25 protein-coding genes are annotated in these 26,024 nt (G+C 58.6%); 10 read left to right on the top strand and 15 right to left on the bottom strand.

What is annotated here, in order from left to right; translation table 11 throughout:
* The 12 genes from cysM to rpoE all read right to left on the bottom strand — a co-directional run bounded on the left by cysM (position 1) and on the right by rpoE (position 10,930).
* On the bottom strand, positions 1-897 hold the full coding sequence (cysM, locus tag KT71_RS08590) for a cysteine synthase CysM (RefSeq protein WP_008295815.1): 897 nt from the start codon (positions 895-897) through the stop codon (positions 1-3).
* Positions 898-951: 54 nt separating this feature from the next.
* Entirely contained in the window at positions 952-1,731 is a 780-nt protein-coding gene (gene recO, locus KT71_RS08585) for a DNA repair protein RecO (protein ID WP_008295816.1), read from the bottom strand.
* A 21-nt stretch (positions 1,732-1,752) separates the two neighbouring features.
* Positions 1,753-2,652, bottom strand: coding sequence for a GTPase Era (gene era / locus KT71_RS08580; protein WP_008295817.1), 900 nt, complete (start codon positions 2,650-2,652; stop codon positions 1,753-1,755).
* Positions 2,649-3,323 carry a ribonuclease III gene (gene rnc, locus KT71_RS08575; protein ID WP_008295818.1) on the bottom strand — a complete coding sequence of 225 codons (675 nt, stop codon included), beginning with the start codon at positions 3,321-3,323 and terminating at the stop codon, positions 2,649-2,651. Before rnc ends, era begins: the two co-directional genes overlap by 4 nt.
* On the bottom strand, positions 3,323-3,712 hold the full coding sequence (locus tag KT71_RS08570; protein ID WP_023659482.1) for a DUF4845 domain-containing protein: 390 nt from the start codon (positions 3,710-3,712) through the stop codon (positions 3,323-3,325). Before KT71_RS08570 ends, rnc begins: the two co-directional genes overlap by 1 nt.
* 36 nt (positions 3,713-3,748) lie before the next feature.
* On the bottom strand, positions 3,749-4,588 hold the full coding sequence (lepB, locus tag KT71_RS08565; protein ID WP_008295820.1) for a signal peptidase I: 840 nt from the start codon (positions 4,586-4,588) through the stop codon (positions 3,749-3,751).
* A gap of 33 nt (positions 4,589-4,621) precedes the next feature.
* The gene (lepA, locus tag KT71_RS08560; RefSeq protein WP_008295821.1) at positions 4,622-6,418 is read right to left on the bottom strand and encodes a translation elongation factor 4; all 1,797 of its coding nucleotides are present in this window, start codon (positions 6,416-6,418) and stop codon (positions 4,622-4,624) included.
* Positions 6,419-6,562: 144 nt separating this feature from the next.
* Positions 6,563-7,984: a DegQ family serine endoprotease gene (locus tag KT71_RS08555; RefSeq protein WP_023659481.1), complete on the bottom strand. Its 1,422-nt coding sequence runs from the start codon at positions 7,982-7,984 to the stop codon at positions 6,563-6,565.
* 76 nt (positions 7,985-8,060) lie between these two features.
* Positions 8,061-8,528 (bottom strand): SoxR reducing system RseC family protein, encoded by a 468-nt coding sequence (locus KT71_RS08550; RefSeq protein WP_008295823.1) that lies wholly within the window; start codon positions 8,526-8,528, stop codon positions 8,061-8,063.
* Between the two features lie 62 nt (positions 8,529-8,590).
* The gene (locus KT71_RS08545; protein ID WP_008295824.1) at positions 8,591-9,487 is read right to left on the bottom strand and encodes a MucB/RseB C-terminal domain-containing protein; all 897 of its coding nucleotides are present in this window, start codon (positions 9,485-9,487) and stop codon (positions 8,591-8,593) included.
* Positions 9,488-9,614: 127 nt separating this feature from the next.
* Positions 9,615-10,226, bottom strand: coding sequence for a sigma-E factor negative regulatory protein (locus KT71_RS19680; protein ID WP_008295825.1), 612 nt, complete (start codon positions 10,224-10,226; stop codon positions 9,615-9,617).
* Between the two features lie 122 nt (positions 10,227-10,348).
* A complete protein-coding gene (gene rpoE / locus KT71_RS08535; RefSeq protein ID WP_008295826.1) occupies positions 10,349-10,930 on the bottom strand; it encodes an RNA polymerase sigma factor RpoE in 582 nt (193 codons plus the stop codon).
* Between the two features lie 221 nt (positions 10,931-11,151).
* Here rpoE and nadB point away from each other — a divergent pair, with 221 nt between their 5' ends.
* Positions 11,152-12,750 (top strand): L-aspartate oxidase, encoded by a 1,599-nt coding sequence (nadB, locus tag KT71_RS08530; protein WP_008295827.1) that lies wholly within the window; start codon positions 11,152-11,154, stop codon positions 12,748-12,750.
* A 21-nt stretch (positions 12,751-12,771) separates the two neighbouring features.
* Here the strand turns inward: nadB and KT71_RS08525 are convergent, their stop codons facing one another.
* Both KT71_RS08525 and KT71_RS08520 read right to left on the bottom strand, forming a co-directional pair.
* Complete coding sequence (locus tag KT71_RS08525; protein ID WP_023659479.1) at positions 12,772-13,245, bottom strand: hypothetical protein; 474 nt, start codon at positions 13,243-13,245, stop codon at positions 12,772-12,774.
* Positions 13,214-13,474, bottom strand: coding sequence for an FAD assembly factor SdhE (locus tag KT71_RS08520; protein WP_008295829.1), 261 nt, complete (start codon positions 13,472-13,474; stop codon positions 13,214-13,216). The genes KT71_RS08525 and KT71_RS08520 overlap by 32 nt, the downstream gene beginning before the upstream one ends.
* Positions 13,475-13,582: 108 nt before the next feature.
* On the opposite strand from KT71_RS08520, the gene ygfZ reads away from it, so the two are divergent.
* Positions 13,583-14,542 carry a CAF17-like 4Fe-4S cluster assembly/insertion protein YgfZ gene (gene ygfZ / locus KT71_RS08515; protein WP_152025197.1) on the top strand — a complete coding sequence of 320 codons (960 nt, stop codon included), beginning with the start codon at positions 13,583-13,585 and terminating at the stop codon, positions 14,540-14,542.
* 53 nt (positions 14,543-14,595) lie between these two features.
* On the opposite strand, the gene ung is transcribed toward ygfZ, so the two are convergent.
* Positions 14,596-15,276: a uracil-DNA glycosylase gene (gene ung, locus KT71_RS08510; RefSeq protein WP_008295831.1), complete on the bottom strand. Its 681-nt coding sequence runs from the start codon at positions 15,274-15,276 to the stop codon at positions 14,596-14,598.
* A 196-nt stretch (positions 15,277-15,472) separates the two neighbouring features.
* Between ung and KT71_RS08505 the strand changes: the two genes are divergently transcribed.
* The 8 genes from KT71_RS08505 (at position 15,473) to ccoP (ending at position 25,899) form a co-directional block, all read left to right on the top strand.
* Positions 15,473-19,471: a DUF1631 family protein gene (locus KT71_RS08505; protein ID WP_051403804.1), complete on the top strand. Its 3,999-nt coding sequence runs from the start codon at positions 15,473-15,475 to the stop codon at positions 19,469-19,471.
* Positions 19,472-19,573: 102 nt separating this feature from the next.
* Complete coding sequence (gene hemN / locus KT71_RS08500; protein ID WP_008295833.1) at positions 19,574-21,004, top strand: oxygen-independent coproporphyrinogen III oxidase; 1,431 nt, start codon at positions 19,574-19,576, stop codon at positions 21,002-21,004.
* An 86-nt stretch (positions 21,005-21,090) separates the two neighbouring features.
* Positions 21,091-21,843 (top strand): fumarate/nitrate reduction transcriptional regulator Fnr, encoded by a 753-nt coding sequence (fnr, locus tag KT71_RS08495; protein WP_008295834.1) that lies wholly within the window; start codon positions 21,091-21,093, stop codon positions 21,841-21,843.
* A 201-nt stretch (positions 21,844-22,044) separates the two neighbouring features.
* Positions 22,045-22,653 (top strand): Yip1 family protein, encoded by a 609-nt coding sequence (locus KT71_RS08490; protein ID WP_008295835.1) that lies wholly within the window; start codon positions 22,045-22,047, stop codon positions 22,651-22,653.
* Between the two features lie 133 nt (positions 22,654-22,786).
* Positions 22,787-24,223 (top strand): cytochrome-c oxidase, cbb3-type subunit I, encoded by a 1,437-nt coding sequence (gene ccoN / locus KT71_RS08485; protein ID WP_008295837.1) that lies wholly within the window; start codon positions 22,787-22,789, stop codon positions 24,221-24,223.
* Positions 24,224-24,234: 11 nt separating this feature from the next.
* Positions 24,235-24,846 (top strand): cytochrome-c oxidase, cbb3-type subunit II, encoded by a 612-nt coding sequence (gene ccoO / locus KT71_RS08480; protein ID WP_008295838.1) that lies wholly within the window; start codon positions 24,235-24,237, stop codon positions 24,844-24,846.
* 4 nt (positions 24,847-24,850) lie between these two features.
* Positions 24,851-25,027: a CcoQ/FixQ family Cbb3-type cytochrome c oxidase assembly chaperone gene (locus tag KT71_RS08475; RefSeq protein ID WP_008295839.1), complete on the top strand. Its 177-nt coding sequence runs from the start codon at positions 24,851-24,853 to the stop codon at positions 25,025-25,027.
* A complete protein-coding gene (ccoP, locus tag KT71_RS08470; RefSeq protein WP_008295840.1) occupies positions 25,024-25,899 on the top strand; it encodes a cytochrome-c oxidase, cbb3-type subunit III in 876 nt (291 codons plus the stop codon). Before KT71_RS08475 ends, ccoP begins: the two co-directional genes overlap by 4 nt.
* Positions 25,900-26,024: the final 125 nt, after the last annotated feature.

The following is a 26,024-nucleotide window of genomic DNA, read 5'->3' as shown; positions in this document are numbered from 1 at the left end:
TCAGCTCTTGTCGAAGACGCCAGTGGACAGGTAGCGGTCACCGCGATCGCAGATGATCATTACGATAGTGGCATTCTCGACTTCCGCAGAGACCCGCAGGGCGCCCGCAACGGCGCCGCCGGCAGAGACGCCGCAGAAAATGCCCTCCTCTCGAGCCAGGGCGCGCATGGTGTCCTCTGCCTCGCGCTGACTGATATCCAGCACGCGATCCACGCGCGCGGGTTCAAAAATCTTCGGTAAATAAGCCTCGGGCCACCGCCGGATGCCGGGGATGCTGGCGCCCTCCGTGGGTTGCAGGCCGACAATTTCCACATCGGGGTTTTGCGTTTTCAGGTAGGCCGACACCCCCATGATCGTGCCCGTGGTGCCCATGGAGCTCACAAAATGGGTGATCTCGCCCTCCGTCTGACGCCAAAGCTCAGGGCCAGTACCCCGGTAGTGGGCCAGGGGATTGTCCGGGTTGGCGAACTGATCGAGGACGATCCCCTCCCCCGCATCCCGCATGGCGTGGGCGAGGTCACGGGCGCCCTCCATGCCCTCCTCACCGCTCACTTCTATGAGCTCGGCCCCATAGGCCCGCATAGCCTGTTTCCGCTCGCTGCTTGCGGTGGCGGGCATAATCAGACGCATGCGATAACCGCGGACCGCCGCAGCCATTGCCAGGGCAATACCGGTGTTGCCACTGGTGGCTTCAATAATCGTGTCCCCGGGTGTGATGTCACCGCGGGCCTCCGCCTCGGCAATCATGCTCATCGCCGGGCGGTCCTTTACGGAGCCTGCGGGGTTATCCCCTTCCAGCTTCGCGAGGAGCACGTTGCTGGTATCGCCCGGCAGACGCTGAAGGCGCACCAGGGGGGTATCACCAATGCAGGCCTCAATGGTGGGATAGTCGGGCATAGCAATTCCTAAACCTGTTCTGCAAACGCTGGAGTGTTGCGCTCAATTTCGGCGTCACCTTATGTCAGCGACATCGTGATTGCCACCGTCAGACGACGGCTGCACCCGCGCCGTTTCAAACATACTCCGGGAGCGAAGGGGGGCATTGCCCAGCTGCGGCTGCAACAGGGCCCGAGCCATCTTTTTTGCGGCCGGAGCGTGTTCACCGTCAAAGCGCCCGTCGGCGATGGCCATGATTTGCTCCCCGGTAAAACTGCTCGCGCTTCCACAAACATCCCCCTCTATTTCCCGCAGGCCATACTCCGGCACCAGGGCGTAATGACCGTCCTCGCGGATGGGCGTGCCCCGGGAAGCCTCCACGTCCAGATTGACGGCGTAACCGAGCTCCTCCAGGAGGCGAAACTCAAAGCGTCGCAGGGCGGGTTCCAGCACCGTGCGCTCCTGCTCATGGTTTGCGGCGTCGCATAGATCGCCGATGGCGGCACCATAGGCGGTAAATATAGCGGGCTGCTCTTCAAAACGCTGGAGCAGACGCAGGAGTAGTTCATTGAGATAAAACGCGCTGAGCAAGGCATCCCCGTGAAGTGGCGGCAGCGCTCCACCGGACTCGGCACCCGTGAGCGTAAGAAGCTCCCCCTTACCCGAAAAGCTTAGGAGCAGAGGACGAAAGGGCTGCAGGACCGCGCCCAGAGAGCCGCCGCGGCGCCGCCGGCTCAGGCCCCGGGCAACCAGCCCCAGGCGGCCATGTGCCACAGAAAAGACATCGAGGAGCTCGCTGTTATCGCGAAAGGGGCGTCGGTGAAGGAGGTAGCAGGGCTCGAGCTGTACACGCATCAGGGGCTCCCATGGGGACCTTCAACGTCCATCGTCATAACCCAGACTGCGCAGGGCGCGCTCATCATCGGCCCAGCCCGAGCGAACTTTCACCCACAGGTTCAGCATGACCTTGCTGTCGATAAGACGCTCAATGTCCTGCCGGGCGTCCGTGCCGATCTGTCGCAGACGGCTGCCCTTCTGGCCGATAAGAATCGCTTTCTGTCCCTTGCGCTCCACCAGTATCACCGCAGAGATATGCACGATGCCGTTTTCATGGCCGTACTCCTCGATCTCGACGGTGGTGGAATACGGCAGTTCGTCGCCCAGCTGCCGGGTGATTTTTTCGCGCACGATTTCAGCAACCAGAAAACGCGTGCTGCGATCCGTGATCTCGTCCTCTTCAAAGAGAAAAGGCCCCTCGGGCAGGCGCTGGACGATCTCTGTCTCCAGGACCTCGAGATTGCGGGCGCGAAGTGCAGACAGGGGAATCAGGGCAGCGAAATCCGCCCGCTGCGCCAGGGATTCCAGACTGGGCAGAATAGCGTTGGGGTTGTCTTCGAGATCCACCTTGTTGACCACCAGAAGCAGGGGCGCATCGCTGGCAAGGCAGCTGCGCAACACGCGCTCATCATCGTCGCGCCATTCGCCCCGGTCCACCACCATGACCACAATATCGACCGCAGCAACGGCGGCACCGGCGGTACGGTTCATAAAGCGGTTGAGCGCGCGGTCCTCTCCCCCGTGTATCCCCGGGGTGTCCACAAACAGCATTTGGGCCGTATCTGTGGTCTTGATGCCCAGCACCTGATGTCGGGTGGTTTGGGGCTTGCGGGACGTGATGGATAGCTTTTGTCCCAGGAGATGGTTTAACAGCGTGGACTTACCCACATTGGGTCGCCCCACGATAGCCACGTAACCGCAGCGGGTCTTTTTACTCATGGCTCCCCCAATTGTTCAAGAACGGCGCTGGCGGCTGCCTGCTCCGCGGCGCGCCGGCTGTCACCGATGCCCTCGGCGACTTCCCTGCCATCAGCAAGCTCACAGGCGACGGTAAATATGCGAGCGTGGTCTTCCCCCGTCGCCTTACGAAGCACGTATTCCGGTAGCGGGCGCCCGCTGCCCTGAAGCAACTCCTGCAGCCGGGTCTTGGGATCTTTCCGCGCCTGCTCAAGCTTCAGTCCTTCGAAGCGTGCGTGGAAGACCTTCAAAATCGCTGCGCGGCAGGCCTCGATACCCAGGTCCAGCACAATGGCACCCAGAATCGCTTCAAAGGAATCCGCAAGAATGGAATTGCGACGACGACCGCCTCCATGGCGCTCGCCCACACCCAGGCGAAGTTGTTCTCCGAGGGTAATTTCCCGGGCCACTTCGGCCAGGGCACTGCCTTTGACCAGAGACACTCTCAGGCGGCTTAGCTGTCCTTCGTCGGCGTCAGGAAAGCGCCGATACAGCTCTTCGCTCACCACGTAGCCGAGGACGGAGTCACCGAGAAACTCGAGGCGCTCGTTGTTACGACTCCCAACGCTGCGATGGGACAGGGCCTGGTGCAATAAAGCGTCGTTGTTCAGGCGACAGCCGAATTGCCGCTCCAGCCACTGCTGCGCGTCCATCAGTCGTCGCTGTAACGCTCGCCGGCTATAAACACCAGGTCGTCATACTTGACCACGGCATCGATGCGCCAGAACAGGGGTATACGGTCTTCATAGTTGGCATTTAACACAACCTTGCCGTTCTCCCGGGTGATGTCCACGTCGCGCGGTCCGATGGACTTGATCTGATTCATGTTGAAGCTGCCGGACAGCTGTCGGCGAATATCCGCTATCGTGTCCTCTTCGTCATCAAACTCTTCCGCCGCCTCAATAACCAGTTCACGGACCGTCTGATACTCGATGAGGCCGGGCGCGATGCGTATGCCGGACATCACGAAGAAGCCCACCATCACGGCAATAATCAGCATGCCAAGCATGCCCATACCCTGCTGCCTGTTGTTTGTTTTCATAGCCGATCCCTCGATAAGCAACCGCGGTGGATAAATCTATTCGATGCCACCCACACGGTCAAAACTGGGAATGCTGAACAGCGAATCCCAATGCATCCAGATAGCAAACGCCTTGCCCACTATATCGCGCTCACTCACCTGCCCCCAAACGCGGCTGTCGGAGCTGTTATCACGATTATCGCCCATCATGAAGTAATGTCCCGGTTTTACCGTCACGGTAAAGTCTCTTCCCGGACGCATAAGGTTAATCTGCTGCAAATGGCTCTTGCCGCCGAGTTCTGACATTCCCATCTGATAGCGGGAGCGTCCGTCGGGCACCACCGCCAGAGGCTCAAAGGGAATGGGCTCGCCATTGACGTACAGACGCTTGCTGCGATAGCTGACTACATCACCGGGCAGTCCGATCACCCGCTTGATGTAGTAGGTCTTGTTGAGGTGGGGCGGAAAAAACACCATGACATCACCCCGCTCCGGCTCGCTGATGGAAAACACCTTGGTTCTCACCACGGGCAGACGAATGCCGTAGATAAACTTGTTAACCAGAATGTAATCACCTACCTCAAGGGTCGGCACCATGGACGAGGAGGGAATCTGAAAGGGCTCTGCAATAAAGCTGCGCAGCACAAACACCACGGCAAGCACCGGAAAAAAGGAACGGGAATACTCCACGATGGTGGACTCCCGGGGCAGGGTCTCGGCAGAGGACGCAAACTGCCGGGCATCGGCAGTGCCCTCCTGATTCCACTCGGGGAACTGCTCGCAGAGCGCGTCCAGGCTTTTCTGCCGCCCGGGCGCCCAGAGAATGCGATCGGCGAGCCAGATCAGGCCCGTACCAAACACCAGGATCACCAGAATAAGGGGGAAATCAAGCGACATAGGCGCTCCTGTAAGTAGCGACCAAAACCAAGATCAATCGACTTTCAAAACGGCAAGAAAAGCGGACTGCGGTATCTCCACGCGCCCGACCTGCTTCATGCGCTTCTTGCCGGCCTTCTGCTTGTCCAACAGTTTACGCTTTCGGCTGACATCGCCGCCGTAGCATTTCGCCGTCACGTTTTTCCGCAGGGCCTTCACGGTCTGCCGTGCGACGATCTTGCCGCCCACGGCCGCCTGAATAGCGACGTCGAACATCTGCCGGGGAATCAGTTCCTTCATCTTCTCCGTCAGCTGCCGTCCGCGATATTCCACCTGGTCGCGATGCACAATCAGGGCAAGGGCGTCCACGCGATCACCGTTTATCAGCACATCCAGCCGCGACAGCGTGGCGGTCTCAAAACGATCGAAGCTGTAATCAAGAGAAGCATAACCGCGGCTTACGGACTTCAGGCGATCAAAGAAATCGAGAACCACGTCGGCCATGGGGATGTCGTAGGTCAGGGAGACCTGGGACCCCAGAAACTGCATATCCTTCTGCTCTCCCCGTTTCTCCACGCAGAGGGTGATGACATTACCCAGATAGTCCTGGGGAACCAGAATGTTGCAGCGCGCAATAGGCTCGCGCATTTCATCCACATCACCCATATCCGGCAGCGCCGAGGGATTGTCCACGCGCAGGGTTTCACCGCGTTTGGTCAGCACCTCATACACCACCGTGGGCGCCGTGGTAATGAGATCGAGATCGTATTCCCGCTCCAGCCGTTCCTGAATAATCTCCATGTGGAGCATGCCCAGAAAACCGCAGCGGAAACCGAAGCCCAGGGCATCGGAGGTTTCCGGTTCGTAGAACAGCGAAGCATCGTTGAGGGTGAGTTTTCCCAGGGCGTCGCGGAAATCCTCATAGTCGTCTGTGGACACGGTAAAGATGCCCGCATAGACCTGGGGCTTGACCATCTTGAAACCCGGCAAAGACGGCACATCGGGCGTCTTGGCATGCACCAGGGTGTCGCCTACGGGGGCGCCGAGAATATCCTTGATTCCCGCCACGACGTAGCCCACCTCGCCCGCCTCCAGGCGCTCCCGGGCTTCGCGCTTGGGTGTAAAAATGCCTACACCATCCACCTGGTGTTGCTTGCCCGTGGACTTGGTAATGATGCGGTCCCGGCGTGTCAGCACGCCCTGCTTGACCCGCACCAGGGAAACAACGCCAAGATAGTTATCAAACCAGCTGTCAATGATCAGCGCCTGAAGAGGTGCCTCGCGGTCTCCCTCCGGAGGCGGGATGTGCTCCACGAGATACTCCAGCGCATCTTCGATACCGAGGCCGGATTTTGCCGATACCAGGCAGGCTTCCGTGGCGTCGATGCCGATGATTTCTTCGATCTCGAGTCGCACACGATCCGGATCCGCCTGGGGCAGATCCATCTTGTTGAGAATCGGGAGAACTTCCAATCCCAGCTCGATGGCGGTGTAGCAATTGGCTACGGACTGCGCTTCCACCCCCTGCCCTGCGTCCACCACCAACAGTGCACCTTCACAGGCCTCCAGGGAACGCGAGACCTCGTAGGAAAAATCCACGTGCCCCGGCGTATCAATGAAGTTCAGCTGGTAGGTCTCTCCATTTTTGGCCTGATAGTCGAGGGTGACGCTCTGGGCCTTGATGGTAATCCCCCGTTCGCGCTCGATATCCATGGAATCGAGCACCTGAGCCTGCATTTCGCGGGAACTCAGTCCTCCGCAGTGCTGAATAAAGCGATCAGCCAGCGTCGACTTCCCATGGTCAATATGGGCGATGATGGAAAAATTGCGTATGTGATCGAGGTCACTCAAAAGGCGTGCTCACTAGAACGGCGAAATCCGGGGCCTCCCTGCGGAGACCCCGGTAAAAAGCGCGGCATTGTAGCCCAGTGCGGCGGTCGTCGCTACGAACGGGGCAAATTGCTCCGCGGCAGGCTCAGGCACTGCGGCGCTGACTTAGTCTTCAAGACGAAGCCCGATGAACAAGGGAGAGCCGCGACGGATCAGGCGCAAAGGCACGGATGCCCCCTCGTCCAGTCCCCCGATGATCTCACTGAAGTCCTCGAGGGACTGCACCGGTGATGCCCCGACGGCGGTAATCACATCGCCGGGCTGTAATCCCGCCTCTGCAGCGGGAGAGTCGGGCTGGATGCTCCGCACGACGACACCGCCAGCAAGGTCCCAGCGTGACAGCACTTCTTCCGGGGCTTCCTCCACGACAATACCGAGACGTCCACCGCGCTCTCCTTCACCGTCGCCATTGCGGTACGCCTGGTCGACGCTGTCATCCGCATCAAGACCGCCCACCTCGACTTCGATGGTTTTTTCCTTGCGGTCTCGGACAATGAGCACTTCCACTTCCGTGCCCGGCGCAATCAATCCCACCACGTGCGGCAGATCAGCGGAGGTTTCTATGGATTCCCCATCGAACTCGATAATGATATCGCCGGGCTCGAGACCCGCCTCGCTGGCAGGCCCATCGCTGGCAATCTGTGAGATCAGCGCCCCTCGGGGTCGATCCAAACCGAAGGATTCGCCGAGATTGCGGTCCACGTTCTGGATGGTCACGCCCAACCAGCCGCGGGTGACGGTGCCGTCTTCCTTCAATTGCGCAACCACATTGCGTACCACGTTTACGGGTATCGCAAAGGACAAACCGATGGATCCTCCGGCACGGGTGGTGAAAATCTGGGAGTTCACGCCCACGACTTCACCCTTGAGATTGAACAGAGGGCCGCCGGAGTTACCCGGATTGATGGCAACATCCGTCTGAATGAAAGGCACGTAATTCTCGCGGCTGCGCGTGGGCAGGCTGCGGCCCTTGGCACTCACGATGCCTGCGGTTACGGAGTAGTCCAGGCCGAAGGGTGAACCGATGGCGAGGACCCATTCACCGACCTCCAGGGCATCATCCGCTCCCAGCACCAGATAAGGAAGATCTTCCGCGTCAATGCGAAGGAGCGCGAGATCCGACCGAGGGTCGAGGCCTACCACTTCCGCCTCATATTCCCGGCGGTCCGACAGTCGTACCGTGACAAGGTCGGCGTCTTCCACAACGTGGTGATTGGTTACCACAAAGCCGTCATCGGAAATGATAAAACCCGAGCCCGTTGCCATGCGCTCCTGCTGGGGACCCTGGGGTGGATTAGGCATCTGAAAATAGCGTCGGAGGAACTCGGGGATTTCCTGCTCGTCAATCTGTGACGGGCCCCGGCTGCTCGCCTCGACGATGATTTTCACCACCGCGGGGGACTGCTCCTTAACGATTCCCCGGAAATCCGGCAGCTCCAGCGCCTGGCCGGGCACAGCCGACAGCAACAGGGCGAGGACTGTGACGGTTAACACCGCGAATCGCGCGGCTCCGAAACGATAAGTCATATAGGTCTCCCACATAGTAATCTTCGATCTGTGAAAAAAAGTTGTGTCCAACATTCGCGGCGCGCGGCGATTTGGATCAGCTGACGCCCGTCACCCGGGGTTGCAGATCCGGGTCGGCACTCATGCGCCGACTCAGGAATCTCAGGAGCAGCAACCCTGCCCCCAGACCTGACGCCGCCGCGACGGTGACCCGAAGATCCATGGCAGCCTGGCTCAGCCCCGAGGATGCCCAGAAATGGTCCGCAAGGCCCGCAGCGAGGAGCATGGTGAGCAGGGGCATCGCGTACAGCAGCCACGCCGCACGAAGAAACCCCTGCTCGGGCACGGAGATTTCCACCGTGTCATGAAGACTCACCTCCAGGGTTTTGTCGGCAGGCAATGCCGCCTTCAACAAACCCTTTGAAACACCTGCGCGGGCGCTGTTGAGCATGCCGTGCCCGCATCCGGCGCGGGCGGCGCAGCTACCGCAGCTTGACTGCCGCAGGGTTTCCACCCATACGGCAGTCTCTTCTACTGCCACTACCCGGGCGCTTTCAGTGAGCATGGCTTCGCACCCGCGGCAAAGAACGAGCCGAGCTCACGGGTCCGTCCTCATGAAATCGCTGCTCATTGAAGCCGCACGGAATCGGCGAGCATACGCGCCGTGTTTGTTGGAATCTCACCGAGCACCGTCACCAGCACCGGGCGTCTGTCCAGCAGCGTGCCACGGGTATAGGCAACGGTACTGCCCTGGCGCTCAACGCCCTCTCCGGGTTTGATGGCGGCACCGAGGGGCTCCAGAAACACCGAGAAGGAGGCAAGACCATCGGTGTAGCTTTTTCGCTGGGACTCCTTGGGGACGGAATCGGTGGGCATGAAACCCTCGGGCAACCATGCGAGGTCCCAGGCGACGCCCCGACGCAGATGCTCGGACTCATGGGGATGAGGATGGGTCGCCTCGTACTCCACCACCGCATCCGCGGGCTGGCGGGGCGCCATGGAGATGCTCGCAAACTGGAACTGCTCCAGCACGCTTTGATCTGCCGCAAAAGTCGATGACTTCAATATGAGAGCAGTATCCTGATCCAACTCCAGCACGTGTCCGAAGCGATACATGTCCTTGGGCTCGACGCGCAGTCGCAGGGAGGCCCGGCCAGCGATTCTGTCGCCGGGCTGCACTCGGAAGCGATACACCGACGCGAGGCCGCAAAAAGAACCATCAATGATCTCTGCGGATCGCAGGAGCTGATGACCGGGATGCATGCAATCCGTGGGGTGATCTGTTCGTTCGACGAGCGCGTCCTGACCGGTAAGACGGGACAGCTCTTCCGACGCCTGCCCATTTTCGACACGGTGGGACAGCTCCATAATCTGCATGTCATTGCCCCGTTGCAGCGTCACGACGCCGCTGTAATTCCCCCGCTGGGCATTGCTGGACATCGCCTGGAGCAGGCGCGCCACGGAGGGAGCCAGGGCGTCGCATTGCGGCTGGGCAAGGGTGAAGGCCGCTGCCAGGCTCAGCAAAGCGCCCGTCAGGGCTTTGTAGCTAAGGCGTGCGAAATCCGATGGGCGTCCAACGCATGGCCCGCAACCGGACCTCGAGAATGCTCGCTTAAAAATCGAAGATGTCCCTGAATGGTCCAGCATCTATTTACTGCTCAATCACCGGCACGCGTGCAAACGGGAGCATGCCCTGGGGCGTATTGAGAGAGGCGTGCTCGGCGTGCTCCTGGCTGTAGCGGCGCAGGCGTTGCCGCGCCAATTCACGGTAGGCAGTGCGATCCGCAGGCTCCAGCGTGGGCACGGCCCGGGTACCAAAGCTCGCCCTTACGGGTACGGCTCCCGTGGTGTTGACCACTCCCACGGGGAGAGGCGCCACCCGGGCCACGAGATCTCTGTCGCTATTTGATGAGGTGGCCGCCAATTGCTGTCCTCCCAGGACAACGACCGTCGCCACGGAAGCCGCCACGGCAAAACTGCCCAGGGTACGGCGCCAGTTACCGGAGCTTCCCTGCTCCAAAGCGGGCTCCGCGTCGATGGCGGCACGCACGGACCCTGCAAAATCGACGGACGGACGCACGGTCTCACCCGACAGCGCTGTTCTGGCCACATGTAGGCGATACCAGCGTGCCCGCAGCTCCGGTGAACCGTCCAGGTCTCGAAGCACCCGGCGGAGCTCCAGCTCCTGGGCCTCGTCATCGGCCAGCGCCGACAAGGTTTCTGCCGCCGTAATTTCCGGACTATTGCTCTCGGCGTTACGCATGCTGACTATCCCTGTTTCCTGTTGTTCATGGCTACTGATACTTGGTGCTTTCTCTTACTTCGCATTGCCTTGCATTAACTTTCTTTGTTTCTCACGGCTGAATTCTCCAACAACTGCCAGGCTCAATGACCATCCATCTGCTGTTGCACGATCTTGTCGATGGCTTCGCGGGCCCTGAATATTCTCGAACGCACGGTTCCCACGGGGCATTCCATAACCGCCGCGATCTCCTCATAACTAAGACCATCAAATTCCCGTAAAGTTACCGCGGTTCTCAAATCATCGGGAAGATCGTCCAGCGCTGTATGCACCTTGACCCGCAATTCCTCCCCAAACAGCGCATTCTCCGGCGATTCTCGATCGCGCAGCGCGTCACCGGCCTCCAGATACTGAGCGTCATCAACATCCACGTCTGACCCCGGTGGTCGTCTCGATCGCGACACCAGGTGATTTTTCGCGGTGTTGATCGCAATGCGATAAAGCCAGGTATAAAACGCACTGTCGCCGCGAAAGTTCGGGAGCGCCCGGTACGCTTTGATAAACGCTTCCTGGGCAACATCCTGCACTTCGTCGGCATCATGCACGTAGCGGCTGATAAGGCTCATGATCTTTTGCTGATACTTGATCACCAGCAGATCAAAGGCGCTTTTATCGCCCTTCTGAACCCGCACAACCAACTGCTTATCTGTGACCGAAGCGGTCAAACGTCGCACTCCTCCATGATGCACGGCGTCAGCAACCGCATGCTGCCTCACCTGCCAGTTATGGACACCCCCGGGGCGCTGCAGTTCCCTGTGAACTATTTACGCTTGCCCTGCGTTTTACAGAGCGAACCCCCAACCTTGAGCAGGGGTGTACCGACGAGGCCTTAAAACAGGCATGATACCCGTCATTCCAAACTCTTGATAAGGATTATCGGCGCGCAATGAGCACGCACTATCGCCATGACGTCGTGATCATAGGACGCGGCGCCGCAGGTCTCTCCCTGGCATTACGCCTGCCCCGGGACTATCGCATCGCGGTATTGTCAAAGGGTGATGTCAAACAGAGCTCCACCTACTGGGCGCAAGGCGGTATGGCCGCGGTCCTCCATGCAAGGGACAGCGTCGATGCCCATGTGGAGGATACGCTCCGCGCCGGCGCCGGACTCTGCCATCGGGACGCGGTAGAGCTGACGGTGTCGCACAGCCGGGAAACCGTCGACTGGCTGGCCTCCCTCGGTGTGGACTTTGATCTTCGGGAGGACATGGACGCCAGCCAGTCGCCGGAATATCACCTCGCTCAGGAAGGCGGCCATAGTCATCGCAGAATTGTCCACGCGGCAGATCGCACGGGCGGCGCCATTGGCGAGGTTCTCGAAGAGCGCGCACGACAGGCGGACAATATCGATTTGCTACCTGGACGGATTGCCGTGGATCTGGTCGTTCGCGATGGACGATGCAAGGGCATTTATGTCCTCGACGAAAAAGAAGACCGCGTGGATCTCTTTGAAGCCGGTGCTGTAGTCCTTGCCAGTGGTGGTGCCAGCAAGGTCTATCTCTATACCAGCAATCCTGACGGCGCCAGCGGCGATGGTATTGCCATGGCCTGGCGCGCCGGCTGCCGGGTGGCAAATCTGGAGTTCAATCAGTTCCACCCCACCTGCCTTTATCATCCCGATGCGAAGTCTTTTCTTATTACCGAGGCACTGCGCGGGGAAGGTGCCTATCTCACCCTGCCAAACGGCGAGCGCTTTATGCCGGCCTTTGATGAACGCGCGGAGCTCGCGCCGCGAGACATCGTGGCCCGGGCCATCGATCATGAGATGAAGCGACTTGGCGCGGATTGCGTGTACCTTGACATCTCCCACCAGGACTCGGACTTTGTTCGCCAGCACTTTCCGACGATTTATGAACGCTGCCTTGAATTCGGTATCGATATCACCAAAGACCGGATTCCCGTGGTGCCCGCCGCCCATTACACCTGCGGCGGCATCATGGTAGATGCCCACGGCTGCACGGACGTCGAAGGCCTGTACGCCATCGGGGAATGCTCATTTACCGGTTTACACGGCGCCAATCGCATGGCGAGCAACTCCCTCCTGGAATGCCTGGTCTATGCCCAAGCGGCGGCAAAGCACATCGAAGCCCAGGCGGCACAGCACAGCAGCGATGACAGCCCCCTCCCCTGGGACGAAAGCCAGGTGACAGACTCCGATGAGGACGTGGTCATTTCTCACAACTGGCATGAACTGCGACGCTTCATGTGGGATTACGTGGGCATTGTCCGCACCAACAAACGTCTCCAGCGGGCCCTGCGGCGCGCCGAACTCCTCCAGGGCGAGATCGCGGAGTACTACAGCAACTACAAGGTCACCAACGACCTCCTCGAGCTACGAAATCTGGCCATGGTGGCGGAGCTAATGATTCGCTGCGCCATGGAGCGCAGAGAGAGCCGGGGCCTGCATTTCACCCTCGATTATCCGGATTTACTGCCCGACCCGGCGGACACGGTCCTCGCTCCCGACAATTACCGTCACCGCTGATTGACCTCAAAGCGCTGCCCTTTAGCGCGCAACAGCGTCCCCGTTGTGATCTTCGAGACGAAGCTCCCGGCGCAGAAGCCGCCAGTGCTCAAAGGACAGGGCATCGGGAAATATCAAAAACGAGCGGTATGCGCTGCATTTTTTGCCGCAGGAGCTCTCGTGTATCTCCAGCCATAGCAGGGACGAAAAACTGCCCTGGCTATGCAGACAACAAAGCCGGCGGCGGTGGTCTTCGTCTTCGCGGCCGTCGGGATACACGATAAACCACAAGCCCCCAGGCTGCCCCAAATCCCCTTTGAGCAAGGTCAGGCCCTGGGGATCCATACGGGAGAGGGATCGCGCGACGAGCCACAATCCCAGAGCCGCTGGCACCATGCTGATCTGGCTAGCGAGGATGCCGTTAAACAAGCAGAAGATAAGTAACAGGCGATTCGCCCGCTGCAGCATGCGCAGGCGCGGAGAATTACGGAGGCGTATCCTCAGGCCGTCGGGCATCGAGGATGGTCTGCACCATCTGAGCGTGCTCGCCATCCTCAGGTATCTGCTTGCGCAAAAACCAATCGAAAAGCTCCTGATCCTGACAGCTCATGAGTGAGCGATAGCGCTCCCGCCCCGCTTCATCCAGGTGGGGGTAGTGCAGGCGCACAAAGGGCTCAAGTATGAGGTCCAGCTCAAGCATGCCCCGGCGACTGGCCCAGCGCATTCGTTTATGTTCCTCGTCCATGGAAAACACCCGTTTTTTCGAACGCGGGAGTATAGCTGAGTCAAGGCACGGGGTATGATCGAAGCCGGCTTAATCATTAGCAAGGCCAAAGATCGGTCAGGAGGTGTTTTGGATAGTTTTGCCTGTTTTCTCCCCGGAGAAGCGATGCTTCATCTGCGGGGCAGTAAAGTGCCTGAATTTTTGCAGGGGCAGCTGACCTGCGACACGCGCAAGTTAGGGCCCGAGCGTGCGCTCATGGGAGCGTTGTGCAATGTAAAAGGTCGCGTGCTCAGTGACCTCACGGTGCTGTATGTGAGCGATGCCCACCTGATCCTGCGACTCCGTCGCTCCGTCGCCGCTACCATCGCCAAAACCCTTGAGCGCTATGCGCAATTCTCCCGAATCAGCGTTGAACTCGCGGCCGAGGAGCACTCCATCCTGGGTTTGGGCGGTAGGGATTTCGCTGCGGAATGTGCGATAGATGGCGACAGGAGTGATGCCGCAGATAGTGCCTCGAACACGGTCTCCCCCGGTTCCCTGCCCGTGACCCTCCGCGATGATGCACTGCTTTTGCAGCGCGGACCCGGTCACGGCGAGGTCATCGCCATCGACGACGCTCCTGCCCGGGCGCTGGCTTCCCAAGGTACAGCATCCGGTTCACAAGCTGATGTAGACCCCGTGACATCCTGGGAGGCAGCGACACTGCGCACGGGGCATTACGCGCTGGAACTGGAGGACCTTGAATGCTTCACCCCCCAGGCTTTGAACTACGATCTCAGCGGTCTGGTCGCTTTTGACAAGGGGTGCTACACCGGCCAGGAAATCGTTGCGCGACTTCACTACAAGGGCCGCAGCAAAAAACGCCTGCAAATTTTCGAGGGTCCGGAGACCCTGGGACCCATAGCGCGCGATACGTCCCTGCAGGGCGAATCTGGAGAGATCGTTGGCAGCTGCCTGCGCCGCGCGTCCTACGGGAACGGCCGCGCCCTGATCGCAGGCGAGGTTCACAGCGACCATTTGAATCAAACGCTTTTCTTACCCGGGGGTGAGCGACTCGATGCGATAACCCCGCCGTACCTGAGCTCCTGAGGGCCGGGCACAGCGATCCCCGGGGGCACTCCAGCGCGAAGCTCCATAAAGCCCTAAGAGTCGATGGACCAGTTTATGGGTTCACGACCCCGGGCGCGCAAAAACGCATTGGCCTTGCCGAAATGCCCACAGCCAAAAAAACCCCGGTAGGCGCTTAGGGGCGATGGATGGGGCGCTTTAAGCACGCAGTGCTTCTGCCCGTCTATGAAGCCCGCCTTCCTTTGCGCCTGGGATCCCCACAAAAAAAACACCAGAGGCTCGGACCTCTTGGCGAGCAGGGCTATCACCGCATCCGTGAACAGCTCCCAGCCTTTGCCCCGGTGGGAACCGGGGTTCCCTTCTTCCACGGTTAGTACCGTATTGAGCAGCAATACGCCCTGCTTCGCCCAGGCTTCAAGACATCCGTGTCGCGGGGCGCTTATTCCCAGGTCTTCCTCAAGTTCCCGAAAGATGTTCCGCAAAGATGGCGGCACGGGTACACCCCGATTCACGGAGAAACTCAGTCCGTGGGCCTGTCCCGGCTGGTGGTAAGGATCCTGTCCAAGAATCACAACCCGCAGGTCTTCGGGAGGCGTGTGGACAAAAGCGTTGAACACCTGCTCTCGCGGCGGAAACACGGCAGCGCCGCTATCTCGTCGCGCGGCGATAAAATCGCTGAGTCCGAGCATATAGTCCGCGTCCAACTCGCTTCTCAGCAAATCGCGCCAGGCGTCGGGAACAGTGTAGTCAGGCATCGTTTTACAGGGCTCAGCCGCGGTATAGGAGTCCTGAGTTTATCCCAAGGTCTGAGTTTGAGCCCCTTGGGAGAAGCCCGCGTTTTGAAAACTGTCACTGTACTTCAGAGTCGACAGCTTCTTCCGTATACTCCGCCTTACTACAGTGCAGCCGCGCGACCTCGCGCTTGCCTCACGTAACGAGACTGCGAACTTTATGAGTGAAAAAAAGGCCGCGTTACCCGCCTACCTTCGGTTACCCGATGGCCTTCGCTTTGCCGGCATCGCCGAAATCACTGATTCCGGTTCACTCTTGCTGAAGCCTAAACAGGCCATCTCTCCCCTGCCACCCGAAGGGCTGCCCGTGCATCTGGTCATTGCCGGCCTACCGGACGACGATGAAGCCCAAATCAGCATTGCCGGAAGCATTGAAACCGTCAACGCCCGGGAGGTGCTGGTCACCCCCGACGATGACCTCCCCGACGTGGTTCTGGAGGTGATGGATCCGGACGCCATCGTCTGGCTGCCGGGACCCGAAGAAGCAGAGCGTCTTGTTAATGAGATGCTGACGACCGGGCACTCGCAGTTACTTCAAGCCATGAAGCGCTTTCTCGTCGAGCTTGGGGATCGTCTGTTTGATCTGTCTACATCGTCCCGTTACGGCATCTCGGGTCAACACGCACACTATGACGCCCTCAACGTATTGAAGCGCAACAACGAGGATTTTCTCGAGGACTTCTCCAAGGCCCTGACCGTGAGCATGGAGACCCTGGAAAAAGAGAGCGAGGGGCAGACCTTTGCAGATCTGGAGGCAGCATCGGCGCGCAACCTGGATCTCGTTGCCCTGGATGAGATGGATCAAAAGCTGGCGGTGGACAAAATCGTCAACAGTCTCATCGAGGCCCACCGGGTGGAACTCGAATGCTTAACCATCCGCACGGCGCTGGTCAGTGACCGGGAGCCGCGACGGGCACGAACACCTTTTCATCCCGCCTATGTGCTCCAGGCCTTTATGGACGCCCTGGAGCCCATCACGGACAGCCCCGTGGTCATCCAGGATAGCCTGACGGCATTTCGCGAGGCCTACGCGCCGCAACTGGAAAAGCTTTACCCCGAACTCAACCGTATTTTCACCGATGCCGACGTGGAGCCCGGCCTCGAAGACGACATTCGTGAAAACGGTTCGCTGCTCAATCCGGTGGAAAAGCGCATCATCAAGTCCACCGTGCGTACCAAGCCCGCTCCGGAGAGCGAAACCACCCGGGAATCCACCGCGGCGCCCCGGTCTGCCCAGGGCGCGGTAAGTTCCGATGCTTCTAATGATGCTTCCCCGGAAAGCTCGTCGGGCACCGGCTCGGCGGATGGCCGCGGAAATACGCGTACCCAGGGTAACGGTGGCAATGCCGACAGTGCTGCCGGCGATTCAGGCACGCCCGGGGCTGGAGGCACGGCCGGAACTGGCGACAATAAACACGATGCCATGTATGACGCGGTCATCAGCGCCCTTGATACCAATCGCGAGCGCTCGGAACTTGAGAGCGCCCCCGCAACCTCGGGGGATAGCAGCGATACGACAAAGGGCGCGGCAGAGCGTCCGACAGAAAGCGCTGCGCCTGCGCAAAGCGCCGCGGCCGCGCCCCAGGCAACCCTGGATCAACAGCAGCTCCTCAACGCGCTGCTCTCATTGCAGGCGTCTCAGCCTCCCGCTCAGTCCCTGGGAGAGCTGCAGTCCCTCGAAAGCCTTCTCAAGGAGCATGGCGGGCTGGGTGAGGATGTCGCCCTCGAGCGGGACGGCGCCAATCGCCTCAGTTTTGTAGATACGGTCTTTGACACCTTGAACCGCAACTTCGAGGTCAGTGACGACATGGCACCCAGCCTCGCGAGACTGCGGGTACCCCTGGCGCGCTTATCCCTCCATGAACCTCGATTTTTTGCGCAGCCGGAGCACCCGGCACACCAGCTGCTGGACAAAATTTCCAAACTGGCCAGTGCGGACAACACCCTCAACCGCTCGCTCCAGAAAAAAGTGGCCGAAATCGTCGAGCGCGTTGCCGGAGAATACAGCGATGACAGCAGCGTCTTCGCCGATGCCCAGGGCGAACTGGATACCCTGCTAGCACAGCAGAACCGCTCCCTGGACCGAAATGTGGAGCGTGTGATCAGCGGTCTCCAGGGCCAGGAGCGCCTCACGCGGGCGCAACGCAGTGTCGAAAAACTGCTCGATCGCCATCTGGATCGAGACAGCGCCCCCCGCGCCCTCGTGGATCTTCTCGACGGCGGCTGGCGTCAGGCGCTGGTGCAAATAGCCCTGCGCGAGGGCGAAAGCAGCATCGCCTGGCAGGAGGAGGAGTCCCTGTTGCAGACCCTGGTTACGGACTTCCGTGAATCCAGCGAGGGAGAGCTTCCCAGCACCGCAATCAAAGAGATGCAACAGCGTCTCCGGGCCCTGAACCGCCGCTTGAACGTCTCAAACCCGGGCTCCGTGGCCCACGAGGGCGCTCTTCGCAGAATCAACGCAGTGATTACCGGTAAGGCCCCGGCGGATGTCACCCGCTACCAGCCCCAAGTCGCCGCCGCTATTCGTCCCGACTCCCAGCGCGTCGAGCAGTTGCCACGCCTCCGACGCTGGCTCAAGCGCGTCGAAGCACTGGAGCCCGGTGCCAAGCTCCGCTATCGGGCCAAGGACGGCCGCCAGCGGAAAATGCGACTGGTGTGGGTCAGCGAAGACCGCGATCAATTTGCCTTTGTCAACGAGCGCGGACAAAAGATCGCCGAGATGAGCGCCATCCAGCTGGCCCGCCAGCTCAGTCGCGGAGCGCAGACACCCACTCCCGTGGATGAGATGTCCGTGCTCGAGCAGAGCATGTATGGCACCCTTGAAGAGGCGCAAAAGACCCTCAGCTTTGACCGAAACCGCGACAGCATCACCCAACTGATCAATGGCGAGTCATTGGTCTACCAACTGCAGCGCACCCTGCGCCACGCCCAGGCCCGGGGTAGTGAACATGCGTTTCTGCTTCTGGACATCGACAACTTTGCCCTGGTTAATGATGTCTTTGATGACACCAGCGGCGACGAGGTGCTCAACGAGTTCGGTCGCCTCCTGAGCCAGATGAATGATCGTCGTGCGCTGACCGCGCGCATGAGCGAGGATGAATTCGGCATTCTCCTTACCTATCGCGACACCGACGAGGCGAGACGGATTGCCGACAAGATTCGCGTGGATATTGCGGCAAGCAGCCTCACCATCAATGGCGAAAACATATCGTTTACCGTGTCCATCGGTGTTGCCAGCGTCTTGCAGACCAGCGAAAGCCCCACGTCCATTGTGGAACAGGCGCGCCAGGCTTTGAGCATGGCCAAGGGCCAGGGCAAAGATCAGGTAGTGGTGTACGACATCGACCAGGAAGAGGTCATGAACTACAAGCTTGAGCGGGCATCCTCGCGCAAGCGTCTCGACGATGCCATGTCGACGGACAGCCTGGTACTTCGCGCCCAGCCCATCGTCCAGAGCGCCGTCGACGGCCGGGAGGGCGCCAAGCACCACTACGAGATTTTATTGTCTCTCCGTGACGACGACGGCGAACTCCAGTCTCCCCAGGACTTCATCATGTCGGCGGAGCGCTTTGGCTATGTGACCCTCGTGGACCGCTGGGTGCTCAAGGAGGCCTTCTCGTGGATCTCGCGCCTCATGGATGCGCAGAAAGTGGTGCCGGAACTCTCCATCAATCTCTCAGGCACCAGTATCACGGACAATGACTTTCTGGATTATGTTCTGGAACAGATTTCGGAGCACGGCGTAGGCACCAGCAGGCTGTGCTTTGAGATAACCGAGACCGGGGCCATCGACAACCTGCCCCGGGCAGCGGACTTTGTTCGAACGTTGAAAAACATCGGCTGCAAATTCTCTCTTGATGATTTCGGCACCGGGCTTGCCAGTCACAAGTACCTCAAAGAGTTACCGGTGGATTACGTCAAGATCGACGGCACTTTCATCACGGACATCCACCGCAACGCAACCGACTATGCCATGACCAAGTCCATTAACGACCTGGCGCATTTCCTGGGGCAGAAAACCGTCGCAGAGTGTGTGGAGGACCTGGAAATTGTCCCTGCACTGCGGGAAATAGGCATCGATTATCTCCAAGGCTGGGGCATCGGCATGCCCCGGGAGCTTCACGAGATCACCGAGGAACTCGCAGACCTCGAAACCTGAGGGTTTTCCCTACCCGCGTCCTACCTTGATGTGGATCAAGAAGCATCTAACCCGGTGCTGCTAGCCTGTGGTTCTTATTTGAGTAACAGGCCCACCTTGATCATGAACCAGATAATCGGCAGCAGCGAGCAGACCCGGCGCCTACCCAGGGAGTGGGAGGCGGGGATGAGCATGGCGCGCAAATATGCCACCAGTGGCCCTCGCTACACATCGTATCCCACTGCGCCGCAATTCTCTGAAGACTTCGATCTGACGCGTTATCGCAACTGGCAGGGCCGTCGGGAACATCATGGCGATCCCCTGTCCCTCTACGTGCATCTGCCCTTCTGTCACGACATCTGCTACTACTGCGGTTGCAATAAGGTGGTCACGCGCAAGGAGGGTGTTGCGGCACGCTACCTCGCCCAGCTCAGCAAAGAACTCGAGATGCAGAGCCAGATCGTGGGCAAGGATCGCCCCGTCACTCAGATGCACTGGGGCGGCGGCACGCCAACCTATCTCAACGACGGCGAAATCACTGAACTCATGCACAGCCTTGCAAGTCGTTTCCGACTGTTGGACAAGGGCTATCGCGAGTATTCCATTGAAATTGACCCGCGCACGGTGTCCTCCGCAACCATTGCGCTGCTGAAAGGCGTAGGCTTCAACCGCATCAGCCTTGGTGTTCAGGACTTTGATGAACGCGTGCAAAAAGCCGTCAATCGCATTCAGCCCTACACGCAGGTGGCGGAGCTGGTAGAGGCGACGCGGGCCCATGGATTTCGTTCCCTGAGCTTTGACCTTATCTATGGACTGCCCTACCAGGATCATGTGAGCATGGCCGAGACCCTGCGCAAGGTCATCAGCCTGCGCCCGGACCGCATCGCCTGCTACAACTACGCCCATTTACCCGAGCGATTTTTGCCTCAACGCTCCATTGATCGACACACGCTCCCGGAACCTGAGGAGAAGCTCCTCCTGGCGCAGATGATCAGCGCAACGCTTCAGGATGCCGGGTATCGCTACATCGGTATGGATCATTATGTCCTTCCCGATGATGAGCTGGCAAAAGCCCAGGGTGAATCCAGGCTGCAACGAAATTTTCAAGGTTATTCCCTGCAGCTCGCAGACGATCTTCTCGGACTGGGGGTCTCATCTATCAGCCAGATAGGTGACTTTTATCTGCAAAACGCCCGTGATCTGCCTGCGTATTACCAAATGCTGGAGGACGGTCAGCTGCCTATTACCAAGGGCTACAGGATCAATAACGAGGACAAACTCCGCCGGCGGGTCATCATGTCTCTGATTTGCGACCTCAGTCTGGATATCGCAGAGGTCGAACGGGAGTTCGGCATAGACTTTCGCGTCCATTTTCATGACGCCCTCGAAGAATTGAATCCCGCTTTCGAAGACCGACTGATGGAGTTCGATGCGGGCATGCTCCGCGTAACAGCAGCAGGCCGCCCCTTCCTCAGGAATCTCTGCATGCCCTTTGATGAGTATCTTGAGCACCACAGCCGCAGCGGAAAAGCCCAATTCTCTGCCACAGTTTAACTCGCCGAGCAATGTAAAGTTAATTTGACACGCTCGCACGGGCTCGCTACATTTTTGCTTATAGCCGGTACGGGAAACGTAGAGCAGTGAACAAGCAGTTAATCGATGTAGAAAGCGCTACAAACAAAGCCTGTACCCACGACTATCAGGTGAATTGCAACAACTGCCGCCTTAGCACTATCTGTCTCCCCTTCTCCCTCGAAGCAACGGAAATCGACGAGCTCGACCGTATCGTTCAGCGCAGCAAGCCCCTCCAGAAGGGTCAGCACCTGTACCGCGAGAGCGATGATTTTGAATCCGTGTTTGCCGTGCGCTCAGGCACGATTAAAGCTTATCGGACGACAGACGACGGTCGGGAACAGGTTACGGGCTTTTACTTCCCCGGGGAGCTTCTCGGTATGGATGGCATCAGCAACAATAGTTACGCCTCATCAGCCAAAGCCCTGGAAACCGCATCGGTCTGCGAGATCCCCTTTAACTCTCTGGAAAAACTCAGTGCCAGCATGCCACAGCTGCAGCGGCACTTTTTTCAGATTATGAGCCGGGAAATCACTGAGGACCAGCAGCTGATCACCCTGCTTTCGAAAAGTTCGGCAGATGAGCGCGTCGCCGCACTACTCCTCAGCGTATCGACGCGAAACGCCCGCCGCCAACTGAGTGCTACCCAGTTCCGTCTCAGCATGTCGCGGGTGGATATCGGTAATTATCTGGGACTCACCGTCGAGACCGTCAGCCGGGTGTTTAGCCGTCTTCAGAAACTCAAGGTGCTTGCGGTAGAAAACAAGGAAATCGAAATTCTTGATATTGAGGCCCTGCAAAAAATCGCAGACGCCGGTTAAGGCTAAACAGCCCTTAAGGCCCGCAAAGAGGTCTGAAACAGACTGACGCAACAAAGGTGGCCTTTGCCATACCAGCAATTGAGCTCCGTTGTGTCCGCTTTAATTAACACTCTTGCATCGCTTATTGATGCAGGTCAATAAATGCGGCAGTGAGTTCATTAGAATGCCGCCTGTCAGATTTCTCATCGGGGGATAACGAGAATGATCCAGCACACCTTTGGACTGCTATTCAAACCACGACAGCAATGGCAGACCATCGCAGATTTACCCGAGAGTTCCCAAAACCTTCTGGTCATCTATCCCTTTGTATTTGCACTTTTGCCGTCCATCGCCTGGTACTGGGGTACCAGCCATGTCGGATGGACGGTGGGCAGCTACAACGAAATCATCAAACTCACCGATGCCAGCGCCATGCAGGTCAACATCCTCTTTTACTGTGTGATGGTCGCAAGCGTTGCAGCCATCGGCTACGCCATTCACTGGATGTCCAGCACCTACGGGGCCGCTAACTCCACCATCGCCAAGGGCATTGTTATCGCCGGGCTCACCGCAACGCCGCTGTTTATTCTCGGTCTCGTGGGCTTTTATCCCCTGCTTTGGGCAGATCTGCTGATTGGCGTTGTAGCCATCAGCTGGGCGGTTTACCTCATGTATCTCGGCATCCCCATCGTCATGAACATCCCTCAGGAACGGGGCTTTTTGTTCTCCAGCGCGATCCTTGCCATCGGACTGGTGCTCCTTGTGTCCATCATGGTCGTGTCGATCCTGGCCTGGGATTACGGCGCGGCGCCGGCCTTTACCGACGGCTAGGCAAAAGCGCTATAAAAAAAAAAGCTGCGAAGTCGATTCGCGGCGCTGGGAGCCCCCGGGGTTTCACGCACAGCACAGGCACAAGAACAGCAAACAGGCTCTTAAGAATTAACAGGAATTACGGGTAACAACCATGAGCGAACTAAACGCAGCACTGGAGCATCCTGTCTACAACTATAAGGTTGTACGGCAATTTGCCATCATGACAGTGGTCTGGGGCATCGTGGGCATGCTTGTGGGGGTGTACATCGCCGCCGAGCTGGTCTGGCCTGCCCTCAACCTCGGTCTACCCTGGACGAGTTTTGGGCGCCTTCGCCCCTTACACACCAACGCGGTGATTTTTGCTTTCGGTGGATGCGCCCTATTTGCCACCTCCTATTACGTTGTGCAGCGCACCACCCAGGCGCGAATCTTCTCCGACAAACTGGCGGCGTTCACCTTCTGGGGCTGGCAGGCCGTCATTGTGCTCGCAGCAATCACGCTACCTCTGGGTTACACCAGCAGTAAAGAGTACGCCGAGTTGGAATGGCCCATTGATATTCTTATCACCGTCGTCTGGGTGTCTTACGCCGTGGTCTTTTTCGGCACCCTGGTGAAACGGAAAACCAGCCACATCTACGTCGCCAACTGGTTCTTTGGTGCCTTTATTGTCACCGTGGCGGTGCTTCATCTTCTGAACAGCGCCGCTCTCCCCGTCGGCATGACCCTCAAGTCCTACTCCGCCTATGCGGGTACCGTCGATGCCATGGTGCAGTGGTGGTACGGCCATAACGCTGTAGGCTTTTTTCTGACCGCCGGTTTCCTGGGCATGATGTATTACTTTGTGCCCAAGCAGGCGGAGCGTCCCGTCTATTCCTACCGCCTGTCCATCGTGCATTTCTGGGCCCTGGTTTCCGTATACATCTGGGCGGGGCCACACCACCTGCACTACACGACATTGCCGGATTGGGCCCAGAGTCTGGGTATGGTCATGAGCCTGATCCTTCTGGCGCCCTCCTGGGGTGGCATGATCAACGGCATCATGACGCTGTCTGGCGCGTGGCATAAGCTTCGCCACGACCCCATCCTGCGCTTCATGGTCGTGAGCCTGTCCTTCTACGGCATGTCCACCTTTGAAGGGCCCATGATGTCCATCAAGACCGTGAACTCCCTCTCTCACTACACAGACTGGACGATCGGACACGTGCATTCCGGTGCCCTGGGCTGGGTGGCGATGATTTCCATTGGCTGCCTCTATCACCTGATACCCAAGCTTTATGGCAAGGAGCAGATGTACAGCACCGATCTCATCAACGTGCATTTCTGGATGTCGACTATCGGTACCGTGCTGTACATCGCTGCCCTCTGGGTCAACGGCATCATGCAGGGCCTTATGTGGCGCGCCTATAACCAGGACGGCACGCTGACCTACGCCTTTGTTGAGTCGGTGGTAGCGAGTTATCCAGGCTGGATCGTCAGGGTACTCGGAGGAGCCATCTTCCTGGGCGGCATGCTCATCATGGCCTACAACGTATTCATGACCATTCGCAAAGAGGCGCCGGCAGCGGCGCCCGCAGCGGCCGCGGCTTAAGGAGCGAACCCATGTCATCTCATGAAAGAGTCGAAAAAAGCGTTCCCCTACTGATCATTCTGGTGATCGTGGCGATCAGCTTCGGCACCCTGGTTGAACTGGTGCCCATGATCTTCTCTAAGAAAATGGCGGAACCCATCGCCGGACTGGAGCCCTACTCCGCTCTGGAGCTTGAGGGTCGCGATATTTACATCCGCGAGGGCTGCAACACCTGCCACTCCCAGATGATTCGACCCCTCCGCGCCGAGACAGAACGCTACGGTCACTACTCCGTAGCCGGGGAGTCAGTCTACGATCACCCCTTCCTGTTTGGCTCCAAGCGCACGGGACCGGATCTGGCACGCGTAGGAAAGCGCTATTCCGACGATTGGCACCGGGCACACTTATACAACCCCAGGGATGTGGTTCCCGAGTCCAATATGCCCGCCTTCCCCTGGCTGTTTAAGAACGACATCAACGCCGAGGGTACACCAGCGAAAATGAGCACGCTTAAGATGCTAGGCGTGCCCTACAGCGAGGAAGATATCGCCGCCGCTGCCAGTGCCGTCGCCGGTAAAAAGGAAATCGACGCCCTCGTGGCCTACCTGCAACAGCTGGGCACATTGATTCAGACGCGGCGCTAGGCATATGGACATTAATGATTTAAGAGGCATCAGCACAGCGTTTTTGCTGGTCGCCTTTATCGGACTTGTGATCTGGGCCTATAGCAATAAGCCCAAAAAGGATTTTGAAGAGGCCGCCAACCTCCCTTTTGAAGATGACGATCTTGAGCAAACAGGCAGACAAAAAGGAAACCAACAATGACTAGTTTTTGGAGTGGCTGGGTAATCGTACTTACAAGCCTCACCCTCATCCTGGTGACCTGGCTGTTATTTGCCAATCGCAAGCGCAATCCAATAGACGAAAAAACCACCGGGCACATCTATGATGGCATTGAAGAATGGGACAATCCCCTTCCCGGATGGTGGTTCGCTATGTTCGTTATCACCATCGTCTGGGGTATTGGCTACCTCGTGGCCTATCCCGGCATGGGTAACTTCCCCGGCGTGCTGGGCTGGAGTTCCGCGACCCAGCACGAGCAGGAGGTTGCTGTTGCCGACGAAAAATTTCGGGCCATGCGGGACAAATACCTCGCCATGTCCATCGAAGATATCTACCAGGATCCTAAGGTACGCAAAATGGGAATGCGCATCTATGGCAACAACTGTTCGCAGTGTCACGGACTTGACGCCGCTGGTGCCCTTGGTTTCCCGAATCTTACCGACAATGATTGGCTCTACGGTGGATCACCTGAGGCCATCAAACATACCCTGGTCAATGGCCGCCAGGCAGCAATGCCCCCCTGGGAAAGCATTCTGGGTGAGCAGGGTATTATGGAGGCAACGGCTTACGTGCTATCCCTGAACAGCCGTGAGGCGGACGATGAACTGGTCGCAGCCGGCGAGAAGCATTACCAGACTTACTGCGTCGCATGCCATGGTCCGGAGGCCAAGGGTAACCCCCTAATGGGAGCGCCCAACCTCACCAACGGCATATGGCTTTACGGCGGCAGCGAAGAGCAGATTGCCCACAGCCTTCGTATTGGACGCAATGGTCAGATGCCAGCATTTGGGAACACGCTCAGCGAGGACAAAATTCACCTCGTCAGCGCTTACATCTATGGTCTGAGCAAGTAACTCAGACCTGATCACACGAACATTTCATTACAATAATTACCGAAGGCAAACGCCCCGCCGAAGTACTGAAAAAAGTACCGGACAACGTACCGAACAATGTACCGGACTAGTTGCCGGACAACGTC

It is taken from the genome of Congregibacter litoralis KT71 (assembly GCF_000153125.2).
GTDB classification, from domain to species: domain Bacteria; phylum Pseudomonadota; class Gammaproteobacteria; order Pseudomonadales; family Halieaceae; genus Congregibacter; species Congregibacter litoralis.
This window is presented reverse-complemented; position numbering and strand designations above follow the sequence as displayed.